The sequence below is a fragment of the Vibrio sp. A2-1 genome (assembly GCF_021728355.1).
Lineage (GTDB): Bacteria > Pseudomonadota > Gammaproteobacteria > Enterobacterales > Vibrionaceae > Vibrio > Vibrio splendidus_K.
The window spans coordinates 340,936-363,720 of record NZ_JAKKCO010000003.1 but is presented as its reverse complement, the minus strand read 5'-3'; the positions used below and the strand labels follow the sequence as shown (position 1 = coordinate 363,720).

20 protein-coding genes are annotated in these 22,785 nt (G+C 43.8%); 12 read left to right on the top strand and 8 right to left on the bottom strand.

The genetic code is table 11. The features are described from left to right. Nucleotides 1-62: 62 nt before the first annotated feature. Nucleotides 63-584 carry a DUF2058 domain-containing protein gene (locus L3V33_RS12970; RefSeq protein WP_004734880.1) on the top strand — a complete coding sequence of 174 codons (522 nt, stop codon included), beginning with the start codon at nucleotides 63-65 and terminating at the stop codon, nucleotides 582-584. 265 nt (nucleotides 585-849) lie between these two features. On the opposite strand, the gene L3V33_RS12965 is transcribed toward L3V33_RS12970, so the two are convergent. From L3V33_RS12965 to L3V33_RS12940, 6 genes are all read right to left on the bottom strand, one after another. Then, nucleotides 850-1,032 (bottom strand): hypothetical protein, encoded by a 183-nt coding sequence (locus L3V33_RS12965; protein WP_017077989.1) that lies wholly within the window; start codon nucleotides 1,030-1,032, stop codon nucleotides 850-852. A 179-nt stretch (nucleotides 1,033-1,211) separates the two neighbouring features. Continuing rightward, nucleotides 1,212-2,831 carry a M91 family zinc metallopeptidase gene (locus L3V33_RS12960; protein WP_237290558.1) on the bottom strand — a complete coding sequence of 540 codons (1,620 nt, stop codon included), beginning with the start codon at nucleotides 2,829-2,831 and terminating at the stop codon, nucleotides 1,212-1,214. A gap of 4 nt (nucleotides 2,832-2,835) precedes the next feature. Then, nucleotides 2,836-5,115 (bottom strand): hypothetical protein, encoded by a 2,280-nt coding sequence (locus L3V33_RS12955; RefSeq protein ID WP_237290557.1) that lies wholly within the window; start codon nucleotides 5,113-5,115, stop codon nucleotides 2,836-2,838. Nucleotides 5,116-5,291: 176 nt separating this feature from the next. Beyond that, nucleotides 5,292-6,761, bottom strand: a complete 1,470-nt coding sequence (locus tag L3V33_RS12950) for an aerolysin family beta-barrel pore-forming toxin (RefSeq protein WP_171312867.1) — start codon at nucleotides 6,759-6,761, stop codon at nucleotides 5,292-5,294. Nucleotides 6,762-7,225: 464 nt separating this feature from the next. Continuing rightward, nucleotides 7,226-7,987: a YdcF family protein gene (locus tag L3V33_RS12945; protein ID WP_237290556.1), complete on the bottom strand. Its 762-nt coding sequence runs from the start codon at nucleotides 7,985-7,987 to the stop codon at nucleotides 7,226-7,228. 360 nt (nucleotides 7,988-8,347) lie between these two features. Then, complete coding sequence (locus tag L3V33_RS12940) at nucleotides 8,348-9,232, bottom strand: LysR family transcriptional regulator (RefSeq protein ID WP_237290555.1); 885 nt, start codon at nucleotides 9,230-9,232, stop codon at nucleotides 8,348-8,350. A 132-nt stretch (nucleotides 9,233-9,364) separates the two neighbouring features. Between L3V33_RS12940 and L3V33_RS12935 the strand changes: the two genes are divergently transcribed. Continuing rightward, on the top strand, nucleotides 9,365-10,375 hold the full coding sequence (locus L3V33_RS12935) for an aldo/keto reductase (RefSeq protein ID WP_065205372.1): 1,011 nt from the start codon (nucleotides 9,365-9,367) through the stop codon (nucleotides 10,373-10,375). A gap of 9 nt (nucleotides 10,376-10,384) precedes the next feature. Next, nucleotides 10,385-10,777: a heme-binding protein gene (locus tag L3V33_RS12930; protein ID WP_237290554.1), complete on the top strand. Its 393-nt coding sequence runs from the start codon at nucleotides 10,385-10,387 to the stop codon at nucleotides 10,775-10,777. Between the two features lie 114 nt (nucleotides 10,778-10,891). Here L3V33_RS12930 and L3V33_RS12925 read toward each other — a convergent pair whose 3' ends face one another. After that, nucleotides 10,892-12,265, bottom strand: a complete 1,374-nt coding sequence (locus L3V33_RS12925) for an L-cystine transporter (RefSeq protein WP_017077997.1) — start codon at nucleotides 12,263-12,265, stop codon at nucleotides 10,892-10,894. Nucleotides 12,266-12,449: 184 nt separating this feature from the next. Next, nucleotides 12,450-13,145, bottom strand: a complete 696-nt coding sequence (locus tag L3V33_RS12920; RefSeq protein WP_065205370.1) for an NAD-dependent epimerase/dehydratase family protein — start codon at nucleotides 13,143-13,145, stop codon at nucleotides 12,450-12,452. 736 nt (nucleotides 13,146-13,881) lie between these two features. On the opposite strand from L3V33_RS12920, the gene L3V33_RS12915 reads away from it, so the two are divergent. The 9 genes from L3V33_RS12915 to btuD all read left to right on the top strand — a co-directional run bounded on the left by L3V33_RS12915 (nucleotide 13,882) and on the right by btuD (nucleotide 22,756). Next, complete coding sequence (locus tag L3V33_RS12915) at nucleotides 13,882-14,493, top strand: flavin reductase family protein (RefSeq protein ID WP_237290553.1); 612 nt, start codon at nucleotides 13,882-13,884, stop codon at nucleotides 14,491-14,493. 44 nt (nucleotides 14,494-14,537) lie between these two features. After that, the gene (cobT, locus tag L3V33_RS12910; RefSeq protein WP_237290552.1) at nucleotides 14,538-15,593 is read left to right on the top strand and encodes a nicotinate-nucleotide--dimethylbenzimidazole phosphoribosyltransferase; all 1,056 of its coding nucleotides are present in this window, start codon (nucleotides 14,538-14,540) and stop codon (nucleotides 15,591-15,593) included. Further along, on the top strand, nucleotides 15,593-16,399 hold the full coding sequence (locus L3V33_RS12905; RefSeq protein ID WP_237290551.1) for an adenosylcobinamide-GDP ribazoletransferase: 807 nt from the start codon (nucleotides 15,593-15,595) through the stop codon (nucleotides 16,397-16,399). The genes cobT and L3V33_RS12905 overlap by 1 nt, the downstream gene beginning before the upstream one ends. Before the next feature lie 9 nt (nucleotides 16,400-16,408). Continuing rightward, nucleotides 16,409-17,011: a bifunctional adenosylcobinamide kinase/adenosylcobinamide-phosphate guanylyltransferase gene (gene cobU, locus L3V33_RS12900; RefSeq protein WP_237290550.1), complete on the top strand. Its 603-nt coding sequence runs from the start codon at nucleotides 16,409-16,411 to the stop codon at nucleotides 17,009-17,011. A 9-nt stretch (nucleotides 17,012-17,020) separates the two neighbouring features. Beyond that, entirely contained in the window at nucleotides 17,021-17,638 is a 618-nt protein-coding gene (gene cobC, locus L3V33_RS12895) for an alpha-ribazole phosphatase family protein (protein ID WP_237290549.1), read from the top strand. Between the two features lie 140 nt (nucleotides 17,639-17,778). Next, on the top strand, nucleotides 17,779-19,575 hold the full coding sequence (locus L3V33_RS12890; RefSeq protein WP_237290548.1) for a M3 family oligoendopeptidase: 1,797 nt from the start codon (nucleotides 17,779-17,781) through the stop codon (nucleotides 19,573-19,575). A gap of 278 nt (nucleotides 19,576-19,853) precedes the next feature. Further along, on the top strand, nucleotides 19,854-20,882 hold the full coding sequence (locus L3V33_RS12885; RefSeq protein ID WP_237290547.1) for a succinylglutamate desuccinylase: 1,029 nt from the start codon (nucleotides 19,854-19,856) through the stop codon (nucleotides 20,880-20,882). Between the two features lie 133 nt (nucleotides 20,883-21,015). Continuing rightward, nucleotides 21,016-22,011 carry a vitamin B12 ABC transporter permease BtuC gene (gene btuC, locus L3V33_RS12880; protein WP_102427811.1) on the top strand — a complete coding sequence of 332 codons (996 nt, stop codon included), beginning with the start codon at nucleotides 21,016-21,018 and terminating at the stop codon, nucleotides 22,009-22,011. Then, on the top strand, nucleotides 21,998-22,756 hold the full coding sequence (gene btuD / locus L3V33_RS12875; RefSeq protein ID WP_237290546.1) for a vitamin B12 ABC transporter ATP-binding protein BtuD: 759 nt from the start codon (nucleotides 21,998-22,000) through the stop codon (nucleotides 22,754-22,756). Before btuC ends, btuD begins: the two co-directional genes overlap by 14 nt. Nucleotides 22,757-22,785 lie beyond the last annotated feature (29 nt).

The window sequence follows — 22,785 nt, the reverse complement described above, 5'->3', positions numbered from 1 at the left end:
GTAAACAGATTCCTCAAAAACAGGTATGATAGTGTCGTTTTTAATCCTGAACTGGGAAAGTCATGGCAAAGTTAACACTCCAAGAGCAAATGCTTAAAGCTGGCTTGGTAAATGAGAAAAAATTAAAGAAGGCGAAAAAAGGCTCTAAAAAGTCTCGCGTTCAGTCTCGTGAAGCAAAAGCGGCAGCAGAAGAAACTAAACTGGCGCAGCAAGCGAAAGACAAAGAGTTAAACCAACAGTTGAAAGAACAGCAGTTGAGCAAAGAAATTAAAGCTCAAGTGAAGCAACTGATTGAGATGAACAAGATCGAACAGAAGAACGGTGAGATCAAATACAACTTCACCGATGGTACGCTAGTTAAATACCTTTACGTAGAAGACTTGACTCAAAAGCAACTAAGTAAAGGTATTCTAAGTATCGCGCGTCAAGGCGAAAGCTATGTTGTTATTCCTACTGCGGTAGCGAACAAGATCGCGATGCGTGACGAAGAATCTATCGTTGATACTCAAGCTTCAAGCTCTGATGAAGTAGACGAAGATGATCCGTACAAAGACTTCGTGATCCCAGATGATCTAATGTGGTAGTCCTCGACTAAACCACTATCTAATTCGTCAATTACTTGTGGCGTGAAGAAGTATTAAAAGCCCCGATGTGTCTTACATCGGGGCTTTTTCAATGTTGGCAACTGCATAGAATTATTTACGGGCTCATCTGAACCGGTCATGTCTCTATATTTGAGAAATAATTCATTGCCGGTGTCTCACTTACGACCGCTTTACTGGTAAGTAGCCAAGTAGCCAAGTAGCCAAGTAGGTAAGTAGGTAGGTTACCTACTAAGGCTTTGGCCAGCTAATCGGCAACAATGTCTGCGATGTCGAAAGTTGAGTCTTGTTGGTTGTTTTTAAGTTGATGATATTCGAGCTGATATTGCTCATAGCCATCAAAATAGCAGTCGCCGATTTCATTGCGTGGGCAAATTTGTACATCGTCTCTTGCGACCAGTTCAGTTGAACAAGATGGGCAATGTTTCATAGATCCTCCTGATGGAATCCCAGTGTATAACCGACTCCATTAACTCAAACTTTTGTTTCGTTGTGATTTCATTTTTAAGTCAAGTAGCGGGTTTATTTGTCATAACCTCGCTACTTGTTGCTGTGCTTGGCCACAGAAAGGAGCAGCGATATAAGGTGCTTCGTGTTCGACAATGCTGTTTATTGGATGCTACATATATTGAAGCGAGAGCGACTACCGCCACCTAGCATTTTCACATTCTCTTTGTTGCTAAGTGCCTTCCAGGCGGTACTTTCTTCCGCACTGAGATTTGAAGGTTGATAATCTAAGTTAGCGTATCTGGATACAACCACTTGTTTATCCATGCTTTCAGATAGGCTATCGATTACATTAGTTGTTACTTTCCCATCGGAGTAGGCCATGACCAAAACTTCATCATTTTCCTCAAGCGCTGAGACTAACGTGCTTTCATTGTCTTTGCTGTATTGAACATCATTGTAACCTTGGTCTGCGTCTGTCTGTTTGCCTGAAATTGAACGATAAAGAAGGCTCTTTTTACGTTTCATTAAGGAGGTAAGTGGGGTCTCATTCTGCTTGCTATAAATATTGACCACTTTAATATCGTTTTGAGCAGCGTATTTCAGAATTGAACTTTGGTTTCCGAGTCCTCGGCGTGTCAGCGCTGGTGAATTTTGCAAGCTTTGAGATAAGCGTTGTTCGGTAGCATCAACGATAACAATCGCAGGTTTGTTACCTTCACTTATCGATTTCTTTAGTACTTGTCTAACTTCGATATGTGCCATTTTCCCTTCTACAGTATCCCAGTTCGGTGCATGCTGAGGTGTTGCGGATGGTCTTGTTTCAAGCGTATATGGCTTGTAGTCGTAGTGCTCTTTCGGCCAATAAGTATTTCTTTTTGCTTTTCCCAAATCGTCAGCCAAATGAAATTCACTCACGATCTTTTCATTTTTTAAATACGCCTTAGGTTTTTCTTGTCCTAGCGCTTTCCATTGGAAGTACATCTCTTCACGAAGGTTGATGATTGACTGCCTGGCACTACTGATTTCCGTAACGGGATCTCGACCGTGTTCAGCATTGTTGTAGTGAGTAATTCCTGTGGTCTGATATTCATAATTTGGAATCACATACTCTGTCGCTTTATTGGTGTCTGGGTGTCGGTGAGACAGAGGCGCATTACCTTGAGGTACGGCACCGGAAGAGAAGTCTCTCGCGTGTATGAGTTCATGGCCTAATGCGACGGTTTGATCAAACGCTGTCTCTGTTCCTGGAATATTGACCATCTCCGTGGTGGAGAAGTAAACCGTATTCGAGACCCCCTTACCATTAAACTGTCGCTGCCAAGCTAGCGAGGCCTTTTGTTGATCTTCAAATTTAGAGGGTATCGTCTCAAAGAGTCTTCCTGGTCCTTCTGGTTCTCTTATCACAGTGACAACCGCAGCATTAGAGTGGTCGATCCCCATTGTATGTTCAATTAATGGTTCAACATCGTCGTGAGGCGCATTGACCGGAACGTAGGTAGCGATTTGTCGTAAAATTTCTCGTCCAGTTTGTGACAACTGTAGCTTGCGTATTAACACGCTTATATCTGCAAGGTATGCGTCACTCTTTGTTTGTACGTAGAGGTTTCTAGACATGCGATAAAGTTTACCGTGGGTGTTTGAGTTGTACCCAGCAATCACTTTTACGCCATCCGGAGCGTCATAAAAGAGGCCGAATTCTGAGCCTTTTCCAGCATATACATTCATTGGGTCAACAAGTATTAAAAGTACTGAAAGCGTTAAGAAAATCTTAGTTTTCAATGGCTTATTCCTCTAATGCGATTTGTAATTCAATCCAATCTTCGAGTTCTTTGAGGAGCAGATGGTTGAGATGTGGGAGCATGGTGAATTCTTCTTGTTTAATGATTAACCCAAGCTGCCTAGTTGCAGACTCGAGATCTCCTTGGCTCAACGCTATTTTGATATTCGCGAGTTGGGCCCAGAGGGCATGTGAAGATACATAGCCTACTTGTTGTTCCAGTTCATCTTGATGCTCATCGGAAAGGTAGCTCAGGTGCAGAGGAGAAAGCGTGCTGTTGAACAGTTGATGTTGACTGTTAGGAGATACATTGAATTCTGACAGCTGATGTTGCGCGATTTGTAGATAGAGCGAAAGATCGCCTAATAAATATTGAAGTTGGTTGGCATTCGTCGTCATCATTGCCTTTTCAATGATGCTTTCAATAGCGCTTTGAAAGTTTTGATCAAAGTTAGTACTTGGCTGCGACATCACGTCATCGAGTATGTCTGCCATTTTAGGGGCATAAAACCTAAGATTTGCTGCAGAGTATACACTTGGATACGGTAACGAGTAATTGAGAGAGCGGATGTAAGACATTGAAATAGCGAGCTTGAATTGAGGTTGAATAAAATGTTTAAAAATTTCATATTGTTTGATTTGATCTAACACTCCGCCGCTCGGTCGCTCTGTTAGCAGCAGTTCATACCAACGGCTAATCTCATACCAACTTTTACGAACATTTGGATCAGAGCTGTCAATTCCTTTGCTATCTAAGTATTCGCTGAAAGGCGTTTGGTAGCTAAGAATCTGGATGTTCGCTAACTCGGACACTAGCTCTTCAAATAGTTTGTTTGATGACTGGCCAGATATATAAGCGCTAGCGGTGTTGATTAGCTGAGTTCTAAATAAGCCTGCTGGCGAACCATTAACAACCCTCGATGCAATATGCTGTTCGACATTAAATTCTACCTTTTTTAGCAACAATTCGGATAACTCAGGATCCTTTTTAGGGTGGTAAGTATCGTACAATGGACCAGAGTCTTTACATGCATCTAGAGAAGCTTGAATACCGCCTGGGGCAATGGAAGGAACACCCCAGCAAGTTCTTGCGGGGCGGACTTCTACAGTTGCTGTACTGAGTTGTTCCTCGCTCAGGTAATCGATATCCCACATTTCTTTCGCATACTCTCTCAATCCACTTTGCCTTACTTGAAATTCCAATATACTTCGGTTGATTTTGCTGTGTGTAAGGATCGATACCACGTGAGGCTTTGACCTTTCTATGAGCCGTTTAATTGTGTTCTCTCTATGTGTGGATAGTCGGCGCAAAGCAATTTCAACAAGTTCTCTTTTCTTGCTATGTATATTCAAAGCGAGCTCGTTATAGTCATCTGCGTTCAGTTTATTAATCAGATCCTCGATGCGTGCTGGTCCTTCAATGCGAATGCAGCGTTCGAGCTTTGTTAAAGAGTCTTGAGCATTTTGGCATAGCGGCTGGTGTAGATTTGAATTAGGGGAAACATGCCCGATTGACTTCAACAGTTCTAAATCAATTCGTGCCATTTGTTTAGATAACTGCCTGTCATACGCTGAAGCTAACCGGCGATACTCAGTGTCTGCTTCAAGAAGTAGGTTATCTATATACATAGAGGCAGTGAGCTTGACATGATCGTCGTATTTATTGATGAGTTCGATGGCATCTTGTTTTGAATGATGGAAACGAGAAAATTCTGATGAGTGGTTGGTAAACACGTAATGCGATTGGTTTTCAAATTCGGTGATTTTTTCTTTGGCTGAGAAGTACTTAATGTCATTCGATAATAGGTTTAGCTCATCACCAACTAGAGGAATGAGAGAAAAAATAGAAGCCGTTTTGTCGAGTTGAGTCGAAGATTCTTGAGAGAATGTTTGGACCATGTTGTCGACCCAAAAGCCCACCGCAACAGCATCTCCGATTGGCCCTAAGACTTCCAAAGTAGAAGAACCGGCCTGACCCAACCGATTGATTAGGCTTTCTTGGCTCAACGAGCTTTCGAATGTTTGTGGGACGTTAGCCAACGCTTTTTCTGTTTGTGGCCATGCTGATGTGAAAGATTGCGTGTGCGCATCGTGTTCAAGTTCGCCTAACGTAGTACCAAACTGTGGTTCCAAATAAAGCTCATTTCGAGACCATAAAGAGGCACGATCATTGTTTATTGTGTCTAGTGATTGGGTATCCTGAACTCCATTGCTTAAGCAAAGCGCGGCTGACATGGGGCTGTATAGTATGGCGACAAACCGCCATAACGTGTTTTTGTTTTTCATAGTTAACTTTTTCTTGGAGTGAATAGCTGGCCGTATTTATCGAGATAAAGGTTCACCCATAAACAAGAGCCTCGTTTGGGTGCCGATACGCAGGAGTGTTTTGGCTTTTTTGATTGAGGGGTTGCAAAAAGCTCACCACCAGTGTGGTGAACCTAGATTTGGGAATATGAGTTTGCTTACTGCTGCACAGGGTTAATCACAAGTTGAGCATCTAGATACCCAAGTTGAGCGAAAGTGTCAGGGTTGAAATCAGTCACTATTTTAATATCACCCGCGTAGTAGGTTTCGTGATTGTTGAACGTCGTTGTATCGAATGAATCAACAGAATGCTCAGCGCCGATATCTATCATCCCTGAATATTGAGATTCAGCACTGAATTGACCAGACACGTGAGAGTAGAACGGACGCACACTGGCACCTGCGGCATATTGCATGCTACTCAGCCCATTTGTGTTGATTGCCCAACTCCAGTCCCACCATTTCATTTCACCAGGTATATAGCGATGGTCCCATTGGTAGCGAATATTGGCTTGCTTTTCGCTGTTGGTGCCCATCGTAAAGGTGTGCGAGACAGTAGGGCGGTTTGTTGGGTGGGAGCTTAGCGCATTGCCGCTATAACGGAGGAAACCTGTGAAGTTCACGTCGTAACTCATGCTCGTTTTGATACGGTATGGGTATGAAATGGTAGAGCGCAAGAACTCAACCTGAAAGGGAAGTACTGAGTTCGCTGGTACAGTGATGATGGCTTGTAGGTCAGTCGGCTCAAAGCGAGAGCCACTGTTGGTATCAGAGAAGCGCTGGCCTTCTTCTAGCACGACTCTTACCTCTGTTTTTCGAACTTGCGGCCAATGAAAGGTCTCATCAATGACGACTGAATCAGCAAGGTCGAAGCGCTGTGTTTTACTCCATTGTGTTGATTGCTTAAAATGAAGGTCAACGACGATTTGTTTCGGCTGATCAGTCTTGTTAATAGCATAAGCTGTAAGGGTGTTGACCAGCTCTTGGTTAGTTTCTTCTACCGAGCCGTGCCAAAACGCAGTGTTATCGAGTACGTAAGAGAAGTTATCGACAGTGATGGTTGTCTTCTCATTACAACGCTCACCGGTACAGCTTCCATTGTTATTCCCTTTAATCTCCCAACCATTGTTAAGCGGTTTTATTGCCATATCTTGACCGACGTAACGCCCGTTATTACCGCTAACCCAAGCGTACCCAAGACTGTGAGCTAAGTAACTTAGCGGCCTGATAAAGTTCGTGTCGTCATTGACTAAAGCTCGTTGAACTTCAAGGTTACTGTTCTCTTGAATAGCTTGTGCTTCGTAGTATGGCAAGCCCGCTTCTGGTGTATTGGGGTAGCACCAGGTTTTGTCGCTTGGTTGACCTGGTTTAATGAGGCCATGATAGCCGGAGCCCATGATCACCCAATCATGCTGAAGGCCAACAACGTCCCAAACATTCATACGGGATATCAGTGCTGTTTTATGTTCTTGAGCTTCTGAATTGTTGAGAGCGCGATAGTCGAAACGACAGATATCTTCTCCAAGTTTATCTAAGACGATTTGGTCTGAGTATATCTTCGCATGAGCAGTAAAAGAGATTACCGATAGGGCAGTGCTAAATAGAATGGTTCTACTGACGTTAATCATTAATAAGTTCCTAAATGCCATTATTTGGCTATTTTTATTAGAATCGAGTTATTAGATTTTATTGATATTATTTAAAGCCGAGGGTTACTAGCGGGGTGTACTCTGTCATATAAAACAATGCCAAAAATACTGAAATGAATTGAAAATAAATACTTATAATTATCAGCTAGTTATGTTGATTGGATTGTTGTTTTATAAAGGGTTATTGCGATTGTTTTCAATTAGTTTCAACTATCAAAATATTAGGTGGTTGATTGTTGAACGTTTATATTTTCGTAGCCTGCTATTTGGAAAATTGGCTGAGTGATTAGCTAGCAGGAATGGTTGCCGAACGGCAAGAACAGACGTAAATGAGAATAAGAAATGGTGTTGTGATAGGCAGGATCAAAAAATGCAGCCAATAACCTTTCGGTTGTTGCTGCATCTTTGTTTTATATGGCTCTAGTTAACTCAATTGAACGTGTTTAAGCATCACCTGGCTGTTCGCGTTTACTGTTCCAACCCATAAAGTTGTAGATGTTGTAACGAGCAAAGCCTATCTGTTCATGCAAAGCAAAATCTGTGACCGCAAAGTTGTACCATAGTGGCAACCACGAAACTTGAGCTGCCATATAATCGGCTCTTACTGGAATAACATTTAAGCCGAAGTGGTTGAAGTAGAGCTCGCTGCGACGAATATGCAGGCCAGACGAAACTAACACAATGTTATCGAATTTATGATGCTTCATTAGGTCACTAGTGAGCTGTGCATTCTTCCAAGTGTTTACGCTATTTGGCTCTTGAATGATGTCACGTATTGGAACGCCAAGTCTCAGCAATTGTTGTTGATAAACTTCTGCTTCAGTTACACCATTATTTTGTGCATCGCCACCACTGATGATAACTGCGCATGTGGTTTGGGTTTTGGCGCAATCTTTATATTGGCTTGCCGCTTCGTTGATTCTGCCGAAAGAGAAAAAGGCTGGCTCGAACTCTTGCGTGCTTTTAATTAACTGCGTTCCCGCACCCAGAAGAACAATAGCGTTATTGTCAGACCATTGGATATCAGGCTTACTTTCGTAATCGGCTTGTAGGTCGTTCAGTAAGTAACGAGGAATTAAGCCTGAACCAATCAACACAAATGACGATATAAGAACAAGAGATAAAAACAGAGAGGTTTTTCGCCACTGAAGTAAACGTGTAAAGCCTACGAATAGCAGAAGAAGTAATAATATAATAAAGCTCATGAGGATCCTGTTATCGAACTGGTGCCAAGATGATGTGACATACTGAAGCGGTGCATCATATATCAGTTATGTTAATCATTCATAGATAACTCATTGTATTATTGAACAAATGCACGATTTCTTTCTATCAAGAACAATCATCGATGAGAGCATTCGAAAAAAATCGCTTTATTATTGTTCGATAATCCCATTCTAAATATAGGTATATAAATCAAGAAAGTTATTTAAACCTTATTTCGTGTTATTTGATCTATCTGTTCATCGGTTTCCGTTTTTTCAACTCGTTAACTCAGCTTTCATATTCTTAAACTACCAAATCTTCAAGATCTTAAATGATCTAGCTCTCCAGTTTTCAAGCTCTTAAATTATCAAGCTCTCAAAGTAATGCTGAACAAATTTAACGAACACTTGGTGTTTCTTTGCAGGATAAATAACTTGCGGATAGAAAAGATAAATACTGTTGCCTTGTTGCAGGCATTCATCAGGCAGCACTCGCTCTAATTCTCCAAGCTCGACCTCTTTTGCGACGTAATAACTTGCGATACGGATGATGCCACTGCCCGCCATAGCTTGTTGCTTAAGTAAGTGGTTGTCATTACTTGAAAGCCAGCCGGACACATCAATATTTGCCGATTTTAAAGGCCACTCGGTTTGGTGCAGCGTTGCTAAGCATTGATGGTCATTTAAGTCGTTGGCATTGTTGGGGCGGCCAAATTTATCAAGATAGCCGGAAGTCGCGACTAAATCATGCTGATAGCTAATTAAGTGTTTCGCCACCATGTTGTCAGGTGGCGTATTGGTGGCGCGAAACGCGATATCGATATCATCTTGGTTGAGATTAAAGTTGGTGTAGCTACTGTTTATCTCGAAACGGATCTCAGGGTATTGCTGCCTAAACCGTTGGCAGATATCGAATAGATATACCTCAGTAAACATCTTTGGAGCAGTGAGGCGTAATAGACCTTTTACGATATCATGTTGCTCTGAAACGCTGCGTTCAAGCTGTAAGACTTGCGAGCGAATCGTTAAGCCTTGTTGTAACGCGCGGTCGCCTTCTTGGGTTAAACGAACACTGCGCGTGGTTCTGACCAAAAGCGGGCACTGTAAGTCGTTCTCTAAACGTTTGATCTGCTCAGAAAGGTAGCTCTTAGAGATACCGAGCTTTTCGGCTGCCTTGGTAAAGTTGAGTTGCTGAGCAAGTTCTACAAACAGGATCAGTCGTTCTATTCTTTTGTGTTCGTTCATTTGCGCGTTCCTACCTATCTATTGTTCGTCATATCAAACAATTATTTCGTAACTAGCATATTCTGTTTTTTAAAAAGAACAATATGATAGAGGCATATTTCTGGTCAGCAAATCTTCTAAGCGAGAATCGATATGACGAACAGCATTGAATCTACAAACAAAACGAATGAGAAAAAGAGTATCCCGTTATCAAATTATTTGCCGAATGTCGGCCAAGTTGCCTATGGCTGCATGGGGTTAGGTGGTGGCTGGAATGATAATCTAGTGACAAGTGCGGATGTTGCTCAAACACGAAGCGTAATCGACACAGCATTAGAATCGGGTATTAATTTATTCGACCATGCGGACATCTATACCTTCAGCAAAGCCGAGCAAGCCTTTGGTCAAGCATTACAACAAGCGCCTGAACTGAGAGAGCAGATGTTCATTCAATCTAAGTGTGGGATTCGTTTTGAAGGTGAGGGCAATGTTGGTCGTTATGATTTCTCGGCTGATTGGGTAAGCCAATCGGTAGACGGTATTCTCAACCGATTGAATACTGAAAAACTCGATGTGCTGCTATTACATCGTCCTGATCCTCTGATGGAACTTGATGAGCTGGCAAGAGTGTTAGAGCACTTAAAAGCGCAAGGTAAGGTCGATTTCTTTGGTGTGTCGAACATGAACAGCCACCAAATTCAGTACCTACAATCTGCGCTCGGGCAGCCCATTGTCGCGAATCAAATTGAGATGAGCTTAACCAAGCTGGATTGGTTGAATGATGGGGTGATGATTAACTCGCAAGGGCATCATCAATCAGATTTCGCCGCAGGCACACTAGAACATTGCCAAATGAATAACATCCAACTGCAAGCTTGGGGCTGTTTGGCACAAGGTCGATTTGCTGAGCAAGGTTTGTATTCAGAACATGAAAACGTGAAAAAGACGGCGCACTACGTGGCTCAGTTAGCGAACCAATATGGGGTAGAAAGTGAAGCGATTGTGTTGGCATTTTTGCTTCGTCACCCTGCTCGTATCCAACCTGTTATTGGCACCACAAACCTAGAGCGAATCAAAGCTTCATCAGTAGCGACTCAGATAAGTCTGTCTCGTGAAGAGTGGTACAACTTATACGTGTACTCACGTGGTCAAGCACTGCCATAAGGAATGAACATGTTGAATCAAAAGATCGCACAACAGTTGGTGTCTAACGCTCTCGATATTGCTGAGCATCATCAACAAGCAATTGCGGTGAGCGTGTGTGATACGCACGGAGAGTTATTGGCGTTTATTCGCATGGATAATGTGAGCGTACAAGCCGGGTTGTTAGCACAGAACAAAGCTTATACGTCTGCAAGAGACAGGCAGCCAAGTGGTAACTTAGGTGTTTGGGCGAGAGAAACTGGTCAAGACTTAAGTTACTGGACCGACTCAAAGATCACTGGCTTTAAAGGCGGTGTTCCCATTGAGATAAAGGGGCAGGTGATTGGCGCAATTGGCATCAGCGGATTGAGTGAAGATGACGATGAATCGCTCGCCGAAAAAGTGATCCAACGAGTGCTCTAAGCGCTGTTGCTTGTGAAGTAACTGAAGCTAGAAACGACAAATAATAAAAAACCGATGCATGTGCATCGGTTTTTTTGTTTAAAGAGACTCAAGTTAATGAATCAATTGAATCCATTAAGCGTTCGCTTGTTCTAGATCCTGTTGCTTGTCTTTCTTACCCAATAGGCGACTTGTGATCGTACCGGCTGTCATTGCACCAGATACGTTAAGCGCTGTACGTGCCATATCGATAAGTGGTTCGATAGAGATAAGCAGTGCTGCAATCGTTACTGGAAGCCCCATAGCGGGTAGCACGATAAGTGCCGCGAATGTTGCACCGCCACCCACACCCGCGATACCGAATGAGCTCACTGTAATGATAGCAATTAGAGACAGAATGAAGTTGATGTCCATTGGGTCGATACCAACCGTAGGCGCAACCATGACTGCTAGCATTGCAGGGTAGATACCCGCACAACCATTCTGACCAATCGTCGCACCGAAAGTAGCAGACAGGTTAGCAATCGCTGGTGGCACATTTAGCTTAGTGATTTGAGCTTCAACGTTCAGTGGAATCGTTGCAGCAGAACTACGTGAAGTGAAAGCGAACGTTAGGACCGGCCAGATTTTTTGGAAGTACTCTTTCGGGTTTACACCAACAAAAGAGACCAACACACCGTGGACAACAAACATCAGGATGATTGCGACGTAAGAAGCAACGATGAAACCCAGTAAGCTTAGGATGTCAGAAGCACTTGATGTTGCTACAACTTTCGCCATTAAAGCAGCGATGCCGTATGGCGTGAGTGCCATAATCATCTTAACTAAGCGCATAACGATAGATTGCGCAGCGTCAACGAAAGTACGGATCGGTGATTCTAGCTCTTCTTTCTCAGCCATTACTTTACGAGCAGCAATACCTGTTAGAACGCCGAAGATAACAACCGCAATGATAGACGTAGAGCGAGCGCCCGTTAGATCTGCAAACGGGTTGGTCGGAATGAAACTAACCAGCATTTGTGGAATGGTTAGGTCTGAAACACTTCCCATGCGGCTTTCTAGTGTTGCAATACGAGCTGTTTCACGAGCGCCCTCTGTTAAGCCTTCAGCAGAAAGGCCGAATGCTTGCGCCACTGCAATACCAACAATCGCAGAGATCGCTGTTGTGGCGAGTAATACTGAAATAGTGATACCAGAAATCTTGCCCAGTGAACCGCCTTTTTCAAGCTTCACTACAGCCGCAATCATTGAAACCAAGACTAATGGCATGATTACCATTTTAAGCAATCCAACGTAACCACGACCAACGATGTTTACCCAGTCTAGCGTCTCTTTGATGATGGGATTGCCTTCACCAAATAGCAGCTGTAGACCAAGACCAAATGCACTACCAAAAACTAAACCAAGTAAAACGAGGCGAGAAAGTGTGTTTTCTTTTTTCTGCTGTCCGTAGAGAAAAAAGAGGATACCAGTGAATACCGCTAAGGCAGCGATAGCTGAAAATGACATTTGTTTTCCTTATGAATAACTCTAAATCAATTAAGCACCTAGATGTATAGGTGTCAGTACTTCTGCTAAAATAACGTTCTGTTACAAAACGTAAAATAAGGAAAAGTAATTTATTAGAACGATTAGTAATATCCACTCAATGGGATGGGTGGATATTCAACATTGTGATGAATAGGTGAGCTTTTTAGCGATATTTTGCCAATAAATTGAGCATGTCACTTGACGAGTAAATTTCGGTATTTTTAAAATTATTTTCGAATAATCGGAACAACATTGCCTTCGCGACGTCTTCCGCTTGAATAGGGCGTAGGTTTTTGAACTGACCAAGCATAAAGGGAGAGACTAAAGGAAAGATGCTTTGCAGGAGTTTTTCATCGGCTCTTGGTTCATCACGTTCACCAACCAGCGGCCCCGGACGTGCGATGAAAAGCTGCTTGAAGCCAATACGTTTTAAGTTTTGCTCCATTTGCCCTTTGCAACGAAGGTAGTGTGAATAAGAATCTGGTGAAGCGCCATAGCTCGAAACAACGGCAACGCGTTGTACTCCAAGAAACTTCATCGACTGTGCAACTTGGCTAACCAATTCAACATCGACTTTGCGAAGTGCTTCTTTTGATCCTGCCTTTTTCTTAGTCGTACCTAAGCAGATAACGCCAAGTTTAGGCGTCGCATTCGTATCATCCCAACTCGTGACTTGCAGGTCATTATGAATGAGTGTGTGGAGTTTATTGGAGTCAAATTGTGCATGGAGTGATCTTCGGGATAACGCATAGATATTGTCGACCGCGGGCTCATCAATGAGCTGCCTCATCACATGATGACCAATTAGCCCTGTTGCACCAGCCACAACAACCGATGTTTTGTCTCCAGCAATGCTCATTCTAATCCCTTATTCACTCCACAAGTGCTTGTTTAATATAAACAGTGTTTGAATTTTAAGCGAATAAAAGTTTGTTAAACGAGTGGTCAGTAGTGTGTGGGGAGTCACCTGTTTATGGAAAAAGCGATGATTTAGTTTGGCTTGACGCATGAGTATGGTCTGAAGCATAAGTACGGTCTGAAACATAATTGTGGTGTGGAATATAAATGCGGTCTGAAACATAAGTACGGTGTTAAAAATAACTAACGCGTTAAACATAACAAAGCCCGCTGGGCGACGGGCTTTGTTACTTACTGTACTGCTTTCTAGGTGAAGGATAGTGGGATTTTCCTTACCTTTTTGCTGGTTTTCTTACTTGATTTATTTGGTTTTCTTTTACTAGAGTTTGGAATCATTACACCTCCTAAATCGTTGTTCTGTTTTGTCTTTCAATCGATTGTCTTTCTTTGTGTAGCGTCAGTGTTGTGGGCATTCACTGTATGGGTACTTATCAATGGAGAGATTAATAAGTACTTTAGATAAAGCATAAACGATGCCAAAATGTAAGTTATTGATAAATCTATTATCAGTGTTGTTTGTGTTCTAGGGTTCGTCAATTTGATTGTCAATTTGAGAAAAACTCAGCGAGATCTGTTTAAATTAAGAACACTCTCTACGGTTTCTATTGATTAGGCATAGATACGGCTTTGCTTAACACGTAAACTGAGTCGTAATTCACATAGACCAAGGACGTGCTATGAACCTCAAGCTTGATACTCTTGCTCCTACTCAGATTTATCACCTGATGACACAAACTGTTGTGCCTAGGCCTATTGCATGGGCATTGACGGAATCTTCTGAACAAGAGTACAACCTAGCGCCTTTCTCTTATTTCACGCCTGTTTCTAGCAATCCGCCGCTACTGATGTTGTCGGTCGGAAAGAAGCCATCGGGCGAAATCAAAGATACCACCCGTAATGCCCTAGAAACGGGTAAGCTAGTGATTCACATTGCTTCTTCAAGTTCTGCCGAAACAATGACAGCAACAGCAGCCACTCTCGATCATGGTGATTCTGAAGTCACCGCGAATGATATTGAGCTGGTTGAATTTGAGGGCTTTTCTTTACCGAGAGTAAAAGAGTGCGCGGTCGCTTTTGGCTGCACCTTGTACGAAGTAAAAGAGGTTGGAGAGGTGCCACAAAGCCTTATCTTTGCTCAAGTCGAAACCGTGTATATTTCCGAAGATGTGATCGATAAAGAGAGTGAACGTCTTAAGGTTGATGCGTTGGCATTGAACCCACTGTCTCGACTTGGTGGCGGTGAATACGCGACGCTTTCTAATGTGTTCTCTGTTGCTCGCCCAAAATAGCCAATCCTAAATTAACGTACCCAGAATAAGCGTTTTTAAAAACTATGTTAGATACCCAATACTCGCAGTACATCCAACACCGAATTGACCAAAAAACTAAGCCGCTCGGTGCGCTTGGCTTACTAGAAAAAGTCGCTCATCAATTGGCATTGATTCAGAGCCAAGGCAAAGAAGCTGCGGTTGAACGCATCGAATTGAATAAGCCAAGTATCATCATTTTTGCTGGCGACCATGGCATAGCAGATGAAGGTGTGAGTATTGCTCCAAGTGCCGTGACACAGCAGATGGTGCTGAACTTCTTAACCGGTGGCGCGGCGATCAATTGCTTCTGTGCGGTGAATAATATCGATATCACGGTAGTCGACACGGGGATATTGTTGCCTGTGGAATCTGACAGTGACATGTTGATCTCTCAGCGCTTGGGTACGCGAACCAATAACTTTGCCAATGAAGCGGCAATGAGTTTAGAAACGGTTGAACGTGGCATTGAACTGGGTACAGAGCTTGTATCTAGAACCATTTCGAATGGCACCAATATCATCATGTTTGGTGAAATGGGCATCGGTAATACCAGCAGCGCATCAGCGATCTTAAGTGCATTATCGAATCGTGCTGCAGCGGAGTGTGTCGGCCTAGGCACTGGCATCAACAATGAACAGCTTGCACGTAAAGTGGCTGTGGTTGAGCAAGGTGTCGCACGTTGCAAAGGTTTAGAGCTTAAAGAAGTGAAAAAGCTTAAAGATATTAAAGAGGTACTGGCACAAGTCGGTGGCTATGAGATCGTTCAGATGGTAGGTGGTTTTCTTGGCTCTTACCAGAACAGAACACCAATATTAGTCGATGGCTTTATCGTGTCGGTTGCGGCGTATGTCGCGACCTTAATTGAACCGAATTGCCGCGATTACATGATCTTCGCTCATCGGTCTGAAGAGTCGGGGCACAAAATTCTATTAGAACTGCTAGACGCTGAGCCTCTGCTCGATCTTGGATTGAGATTAGGTGAGGGAACGGGTGCTGCTCTAGCTATTCCCATTATTCGTGCGGCAGCCGAGTTCTATAACAACATGGCGAGCTTCGAAAGCGCTGGAGTCACGGTTTAATGAGTGATACGCCAGAAAGATCGTTGAAAGATCGAGTCACTTATCAATGGGAGCTGTTTGCACTGGCGATGGGCTTCTTTTCTCGCTTGCCAATGCCGAAGAATACGCCCTATTCATCAGAGCGAATGAACAGTTCTGGGCGCTACTTTTCAACGGTTGGTTTGTTACTTGGTGTTCTGTGTGGCGGTGTGTTCTTGCTACTTGATACCATATTGCCGAGTGCGGTGGCGATCTTTTTAATGATGAGTTTTAGCTTGATGCTCACTGGTGCTTTTCATGAAGACGGCTTAACCGATATGGCGGATGGTATTGGCGGCGGCATGACCTTAGAACGCCGTTTGACCATTATGAAAGACAGCCGAATTGGTACCTATGGCGCGTCTGCTCTGGTTATGGCTCTGCTTGGCAAGTGGGTGCTGTTGAACGAGTTGGTCAACATGACAGCTCTGTTTATGGTTATCGTTACCAGTTATACCTTTAGCCGTGCAATTGCTGCGTCACTTATCTATGACATGCCCTATGTCAGCGATTTAGATACCAGTAAAAGTAAGCCATTGGCCAATAAGCAAACTAGGGGCGAACTTGTCTTTCTATTGCTTGTTGGCGTTCTGCCAAGCCTGTGGTTTGGTGTTGAATTCGCTTTGGTTTTATCTGTCGTCGCTTATCTGTTCAGAACTGGTTTCAAAAAGTGGTTAACGGCTCGAATTGGCGGCTTTACCGGCGACTGCTTGGGGGCCGCTCAACAGTTGATGGAGTTACTGATTTACCTTGTATTCATTACTGTATTTTACAATGGCTTTCTATAACGGTTTCCTATGACAAACACAAATCAAACTATTCAATCAAGCCAGCGAAACAGCCATCTGGTATTGGGCGGAGCTCGTTCTGGCAAGTCGAGTTTTGCAGAGCAACAAGCATTATGTGCGTTTGAAGCATGTTCAAATGGACGCCTCAACTATATTGCGACAGCGACATATCTTGATGATGAAATGCGAGAACGAATCACGCACCATCAACAACGTCGTGGCGAGCAGTGGATTGAGCATGAAGTACCCGTCGAGTTAGCCTCGAAACTGCAGTCTTTTGATCAAGATGATGTGGTGCTGATCGACTGCCTAACATTGTGGTTGAACAACATCATCTTTGAACTGGGTGATGACGCGACTAATGAACAAGTGGAAGCAGTGGTTGAAGCCTTGGTCAAAAGCGTAGAGCAAAGCCCAGCGCAAATTATCATGGTCTCTAACGAAGTCGGTTTAGGTGTGGTACCTCTGGGTAAAGTGTCGCGCTTGTTTGTCGACAATGCGGGGCGAATGAACCAAGCATTGGCTCGCGCAGTTGAACGCGTCACACTGGTCGCTGCAGGGTTACCACTGAGCTTAAAAACATCTAATCACTTGCTTGATACTCAAGGCTAGGTCGCACACATGGTCAATGGAACAACCAAAAACATCTATTTGCTGAGACACGGCAAGGTTGAAGGGAAAGCAGCACTGAATGGTTTATCTGACGTGTTGGTTAATCCAAATATTCAACAGCGGATTTATGATGCGTTGGCTCAGAACGATGTCGCTTTCGATGGTGTTATTACCTCACCATTAAGACGATGCAGTGACTTGGCAAACCTATATGCACAACGCATGTCGGTGCCTCTGTCTGTTGCACCAGATTTCCAAGAAATGAACTTTGGTGAAGTTGACGGGGTCGCATTTGATGAACTTGAAGACAAGTGGGCGATGCTAGACACTTTCTGGCAAGATCCCGCAAATCATCAACTGACTGGTGCGGAAAGTTTACAGAGCTTCCATGACAGGGTAACTCAAGCTTGGTCGCAACTTTTGAATGATCCAAGTGACAATCTACTGCTGGTTACTCATGGTGGCGTAATTCGAATGTTATTGGCGCATTGCCTTGATATTGATTGGAAAAATCCGAGTCTCTATTCGAAGCTATCGATAGAAAACGCGTCGATAACTCATATTCAAGTCACTCAGTTCGCACAGAGTTTTATCAGTGTAAAGTCGATAGGGTTGCCTGTTCTCTGAGTGTTAAAAATACACAGTTTTAAGAATTAACAATCTATTAGAACTGTAGATAGAAATAGAAATATAAATAGAAGTATAAAGCGGCGTTTACAGTCTCTATACCAGATTGGTATTACTACCTACGTGAAAGGAATTTAGTCATGACAACTCCAAGTTGGGATTTAAGCATTGCTTATCGCGATCTTGATGATGCAAAAATCGAACAAGACATCGAACTGATTCAACAGTGTATTGAACTGTTGTACCTGCATGTTGAAAAGCGTCATATTATCCTAGCGATGCAAAACGCCATTCAAACTTCTGAAGCGGCAGGCACGTTACTGAGCACGATCAACACCTTCGCTAATTGCCACGCATCGGTAGACGCGACGCACACAGAAGCCAAAGCACTACTTGGTCGTGTAGCTAAGCTGAACTCTGAAATGTCTCAAGCGTTCAGCCCTTACGAAGACACGCTAATTCACGCAGAACCAGAATTTATTGATGCAGTATTAGAGCATGATAGTGCCGATGTTGCAGGGCAACGTTTTGCTATTGAAAGCTCACGCAAACTATCGAGCAGCCGCCTTAGTGTTGCTGAAGAGCAGTTATTAGCTGCGATGAAGGTTGATGGCCGTGATGGATGGGGTCGTTTATACGATAACCTAACCGGTTCTTTGAAGCTGTCGCTAAAGCTAGACGGCGAAGACGAAGCTCTAGGCTTTTCTCAAGCGGCGAGCTTGTTGTATGGCAGCGAATTCGACAAACAAGAACCGGCTTGGCGTGCCGTTCAAGGCGCAATGAAGACGCATCAAGAGTCTTTTGCTTCGATCCTAAATGCATTGGCGGGTTGGCGACTGACTGAAAACAAGAAGCGCTCGAAGATAAGCGACGTACATTTCCTAGATCCAAGCCTACACGGCAGCCGCATTGTGCCAGAAACGCTAGACACCATGATGTCGGTAGCAAAGGCAAATCGAGCAGTAGGCCAGAAAGCAGGCCTGTTAATGGCAAGAGTTCACGGGCTCGATGAAATGAAGCCTTGGAACCATTTAGCAGCGATGCCACCGCTGGGTGACAGCGAATCTAAGGTTTATCCATTTGATGAAGCGATCGAAGTGATTAAAACCGCTTTCGCTGAAGTCAATCCAGAGATGGCTGATTTTGTCGCCTTAATGGTTGAGAACGGTTGGATTGATGCCGCACCAGCAGCCAACAAACGTTTAGGCGCGTACTGCACTAAGTTTGCCGCGACACGCACGCCACTTGTGTTCATGACATGGAGTGGCAGTCGCTCTGACTTAATGACACTGGCACACGAGTTGGGCCACGCATTCCATAACTGGGTAATGAAAGACATGCCGTTGTGTCAAACACGCTACCCAATGACGCTAGCAGAAACCGCTTCGATCTTTGCTGAAAACATCGTTCGTGACCATCTATTGAAGCAAGCACAAACACGTAATGAGAAACTTGAAATGCTGTGGGAAGAGCTTTCTTCTTCTTTGGCATTAATGGTGAACATTCCCGTTCGTTTTGAGTTTGAGAAAGCCTTCTACGAGCAGCGCGAAAAAGGCGAGCTCACGGCTCAGCAACTGTGTGACTTGATGGAAACCACTTGGAAAGAGTGGTACGGCGAGGCAATGACAGAAGCTGACCCTTACTTCTGGGCGAGCAAGTTGCACTTCAGCATCTCTCAAGTGAGCTTTTATAACTATCCATACCTGTTCGGTTATCTGTTCAGTAAAGGTGTTTACGCTCAGCGTGATGCGAAAGGTGAGCAATTCTACGGCGATTACGTGTCGTTGCTTCGTGATACGGGCAGCATGATGGCGGAAGAAGTCGTTCAGAAGCACTTAGGAATGGACCTGACTCAAGCTGATTTTTGGCAACAAAGTATCGACATGGTCAAAGTTCAAATCGATGAATTTGAAAGATTGCTCGATCAGGAAGATTAATTGATCTCAATCTGTTCATGGCAGGTAAGAGCTGTGTTAGCTTACGTAGCTCTTATCTTGCTGACATGACTTGAGAAAAGCTGAGACAGCCAAAAGTAGCTTTAAATAGAGAAAGTTATTTGGAACAGATGTCGGTTAGTAAAGTCAGCAGGTAATATAAAAATATATGGGTAGTATTTGTGAGTGATAACGGAGTTTCTATTGATAAGTGCGATCCTAGCAACACAATTTCTATGTACAATTTATTAACATACGGCCGTGCAATTAAGGAGTAACGCATGACGAAGACCCTCTTTCGCCAATCATTTCTTTTTGACAGCCTAGATCTTGAGCAAGAAGTGGTTGCAGGACAGACCGTACTGAGTAACGGTGTTCAAATTAAGCTTCATCAACGCGGTGTATTGGAAGTGATTCCCGCGGAATATAATTCTGAAACCAAGAACATCATCTTTTCAACTGGTGTTCATGGCGACGAAACTTCACCAATGGAGCTGATTGATAAGCTCATTGAGGATATTGAAACAGGCTTCCAAGTAGTGACAGCAAGATGTTTGTTCATCATTGCTCACCCAGAAGCAACCAATGCGCATACTCGTTTTCTTGATGTGAATATGAACCGTCTGTTTGATGAAAAACAGCACGAGAGTAATCGAGAAGTGGATATCGCGAAGAACCTTAAGTACTTGGTTACTGAGTTTTACAAGGAAACGGTACCTGCCACTCGTTGGCACTTAGATCTGCACTGCGCAATCCGTTTATCTAAGCATTACTCGTTCGCGGTGAGCCCTAAGGTTCGCCACGAAGTACGTAATAAAGAGCTTTTCGATTTCATCAACAGTGCCCACGTTGAAGCTGTGTTGCTGTCGAATGCACCAACGAGCACCTTCAGTTGGTACAGCGCTGAAAACTTTGAAGCGCAAGCACTGACAATGGAATTGGGTCAGGTCGCAAAAATTGGTGAGAACCAACTTGATAAGCTCACTGCTTTTGATTTGGCAATGCGTAACTTGATTGCTGAAGCTGAGCCTGAACATCTGCCTAAGCGAACTATCATGTATCGTGTGAGCCGCACTATTGTTCGTTTGCACGATGACTTTGATTTCATGTTCTCTGATGACGTAGAAAACTTTACGGCATTCAAGCACGGTGAAGTGTTTGGTCATGATGGTGATAAGCCATTGATGGCGAAGAATGAAAACGAAGCCGTGGTATTCCCAAATCGCAACGTGGCTATCGGTCAACGAGCTGCCTTAATGGTGTGCGAAGTTGAAACGCGATTCGACCATGGTCAGCTTGTGTACGATTAATACCTAGTCGAGTTAAAGAGACGAAAACAACCGCTCAACTGGTTGAAATATCAAGGTTCACATTACGGTGTGAGCCTTGAGTTTATTTAGGGATACAGGTAAGGTTACGCGAACAATTTCAAAGTAGCTTGATATGGATTTCCAACAACTTCTTCACCAAAAACAGCGCAAATGGACCCGAGCCATTTATCTGATGGCAGCACTGCTTGTCGCGCTGAGTGCGATTTACCTAATGGTTGGCGATCTCTTCATTTCCCCTCTGGACACATTGTCCACGTTAGAACAAAAACTACTGATTGATTTACGCTTACCTCGATTATTAGCAGCGATTGCTATCGGGGCAGGGTTAGCCGTATCTGGCGCAAGCCTACAAGTCTTATTGGGTAATGTATTAGCAGAGCCAGGTGTGCTCGGCATTTCTGGTGGCGCAAGTTTGGCGATGGTTATTGTACTGTTCTTCTTGCCGTTTGCTCCTACTCCAGAACTGTTCATGATTGCCGCCGTTTTAGGCTCACTCTGTTTTACCGTTATTCTGGTGAGCATGGTCAAAACGATGCGACTGACTACGGCCAAATTATTGCTGGTGGGCGTGGCGCTAGGTATTCTTTCTGGCGCGATGGTGACATGGGCTTTCTACTTTAGTGATGACCTTAGTCTTCGTTTACTGATGTATTGGCTGATGGGCAGCTTAGGTGGCGTTACTTGGTATCAACACTCGCTCACTTTAGTGATGATCCCCGTGATTATTTGGTTGTGCCTGCAAGGTAGTAAGCTAGATAAGTTAATGATTGGCGAGACTCATGCTGCACAGTTAGGCGTGAACGTTCCGAGATTACGCTGGCGCTTGATCTTCGCTGTGTCTATTTTAGTCGGCTGCGCGGTTGCCTTAGGCGGCGTGATCAGCTTTGTTGGCTTGGTTGTGCCACACTTGTTGCGCTTAGCGATTGGTACTGACAACCGATACCTTCTTCCTTTGTCTGCCGTTGCCGGTGCAGCATTGCTTGTATTTGCTGATATTTGTGCAAGAACTTTACTAGATTCAGCAGAACTACCCTTGGGTGTGATGACCACCAGTATCGGTGCGCCTATCTTCATTTGGATGTTAATTAAAAATCATGATTCAAATTAAGAGCTTGAGCGTCGGCGCTCGTCTATTACCACTATCATTTGATCTCAAGCAAGGGCAGGTGACTCATGTCATCGGTCCAAATGGCAGTGGCAAAAGTACCTTACTCGAAGCGATATCTGGCGTTGGTGATGGCTACAAAGGTGATATAAACCTCGACGGACAAGACTTGTCAGTATTATCACTGCAAGACTTGTCATTGCATCGTGCTTATCTTTGTCAAAGTGCAAGGCCAGCCTTCAACTTAGAAGTGTTCCAATACCTTGCATTGTCACTGCCAAGCTCCTCACACGGCCTCGATACTGAAATCAACGCAGCTTTGGACGAAATCAGCCAGATGTTGGACATCACAGACAAACTTCATCGTTCAATCCAAACACTGTCTGGTGGTGAATGGCAACGCGTTCGTTTGGCGGGAATGTGCCTGCAAATTTGGCCGACGCTTAATCCTTACGCAAAGCTGTTGATCCTCGATGAACCCGCAGCTCCGCTGGATATTGCTCAAGAAGCCCTGTTATATAAGCTCATTGAACGAGTTGCAGAGAAGGGCATCGCCGTGATTATGGCTAACCACGACCTGAACCGGACCTTAAGACATGCAGACCAAGTGTTGTTGCTCGACAAAGGTGTACTTCAAGCATCAGGTCGTGCAGAACAAGTTCTTACGCCTGAACAGCTAGAGTCCGTGTTCAACACTGAAGTCAAAAGTATTTCAGTCGATAATCAAACATATCTGTTGTTTGGTTAAGCCTTTATCGTTTGGGTAAGACGGTTGAA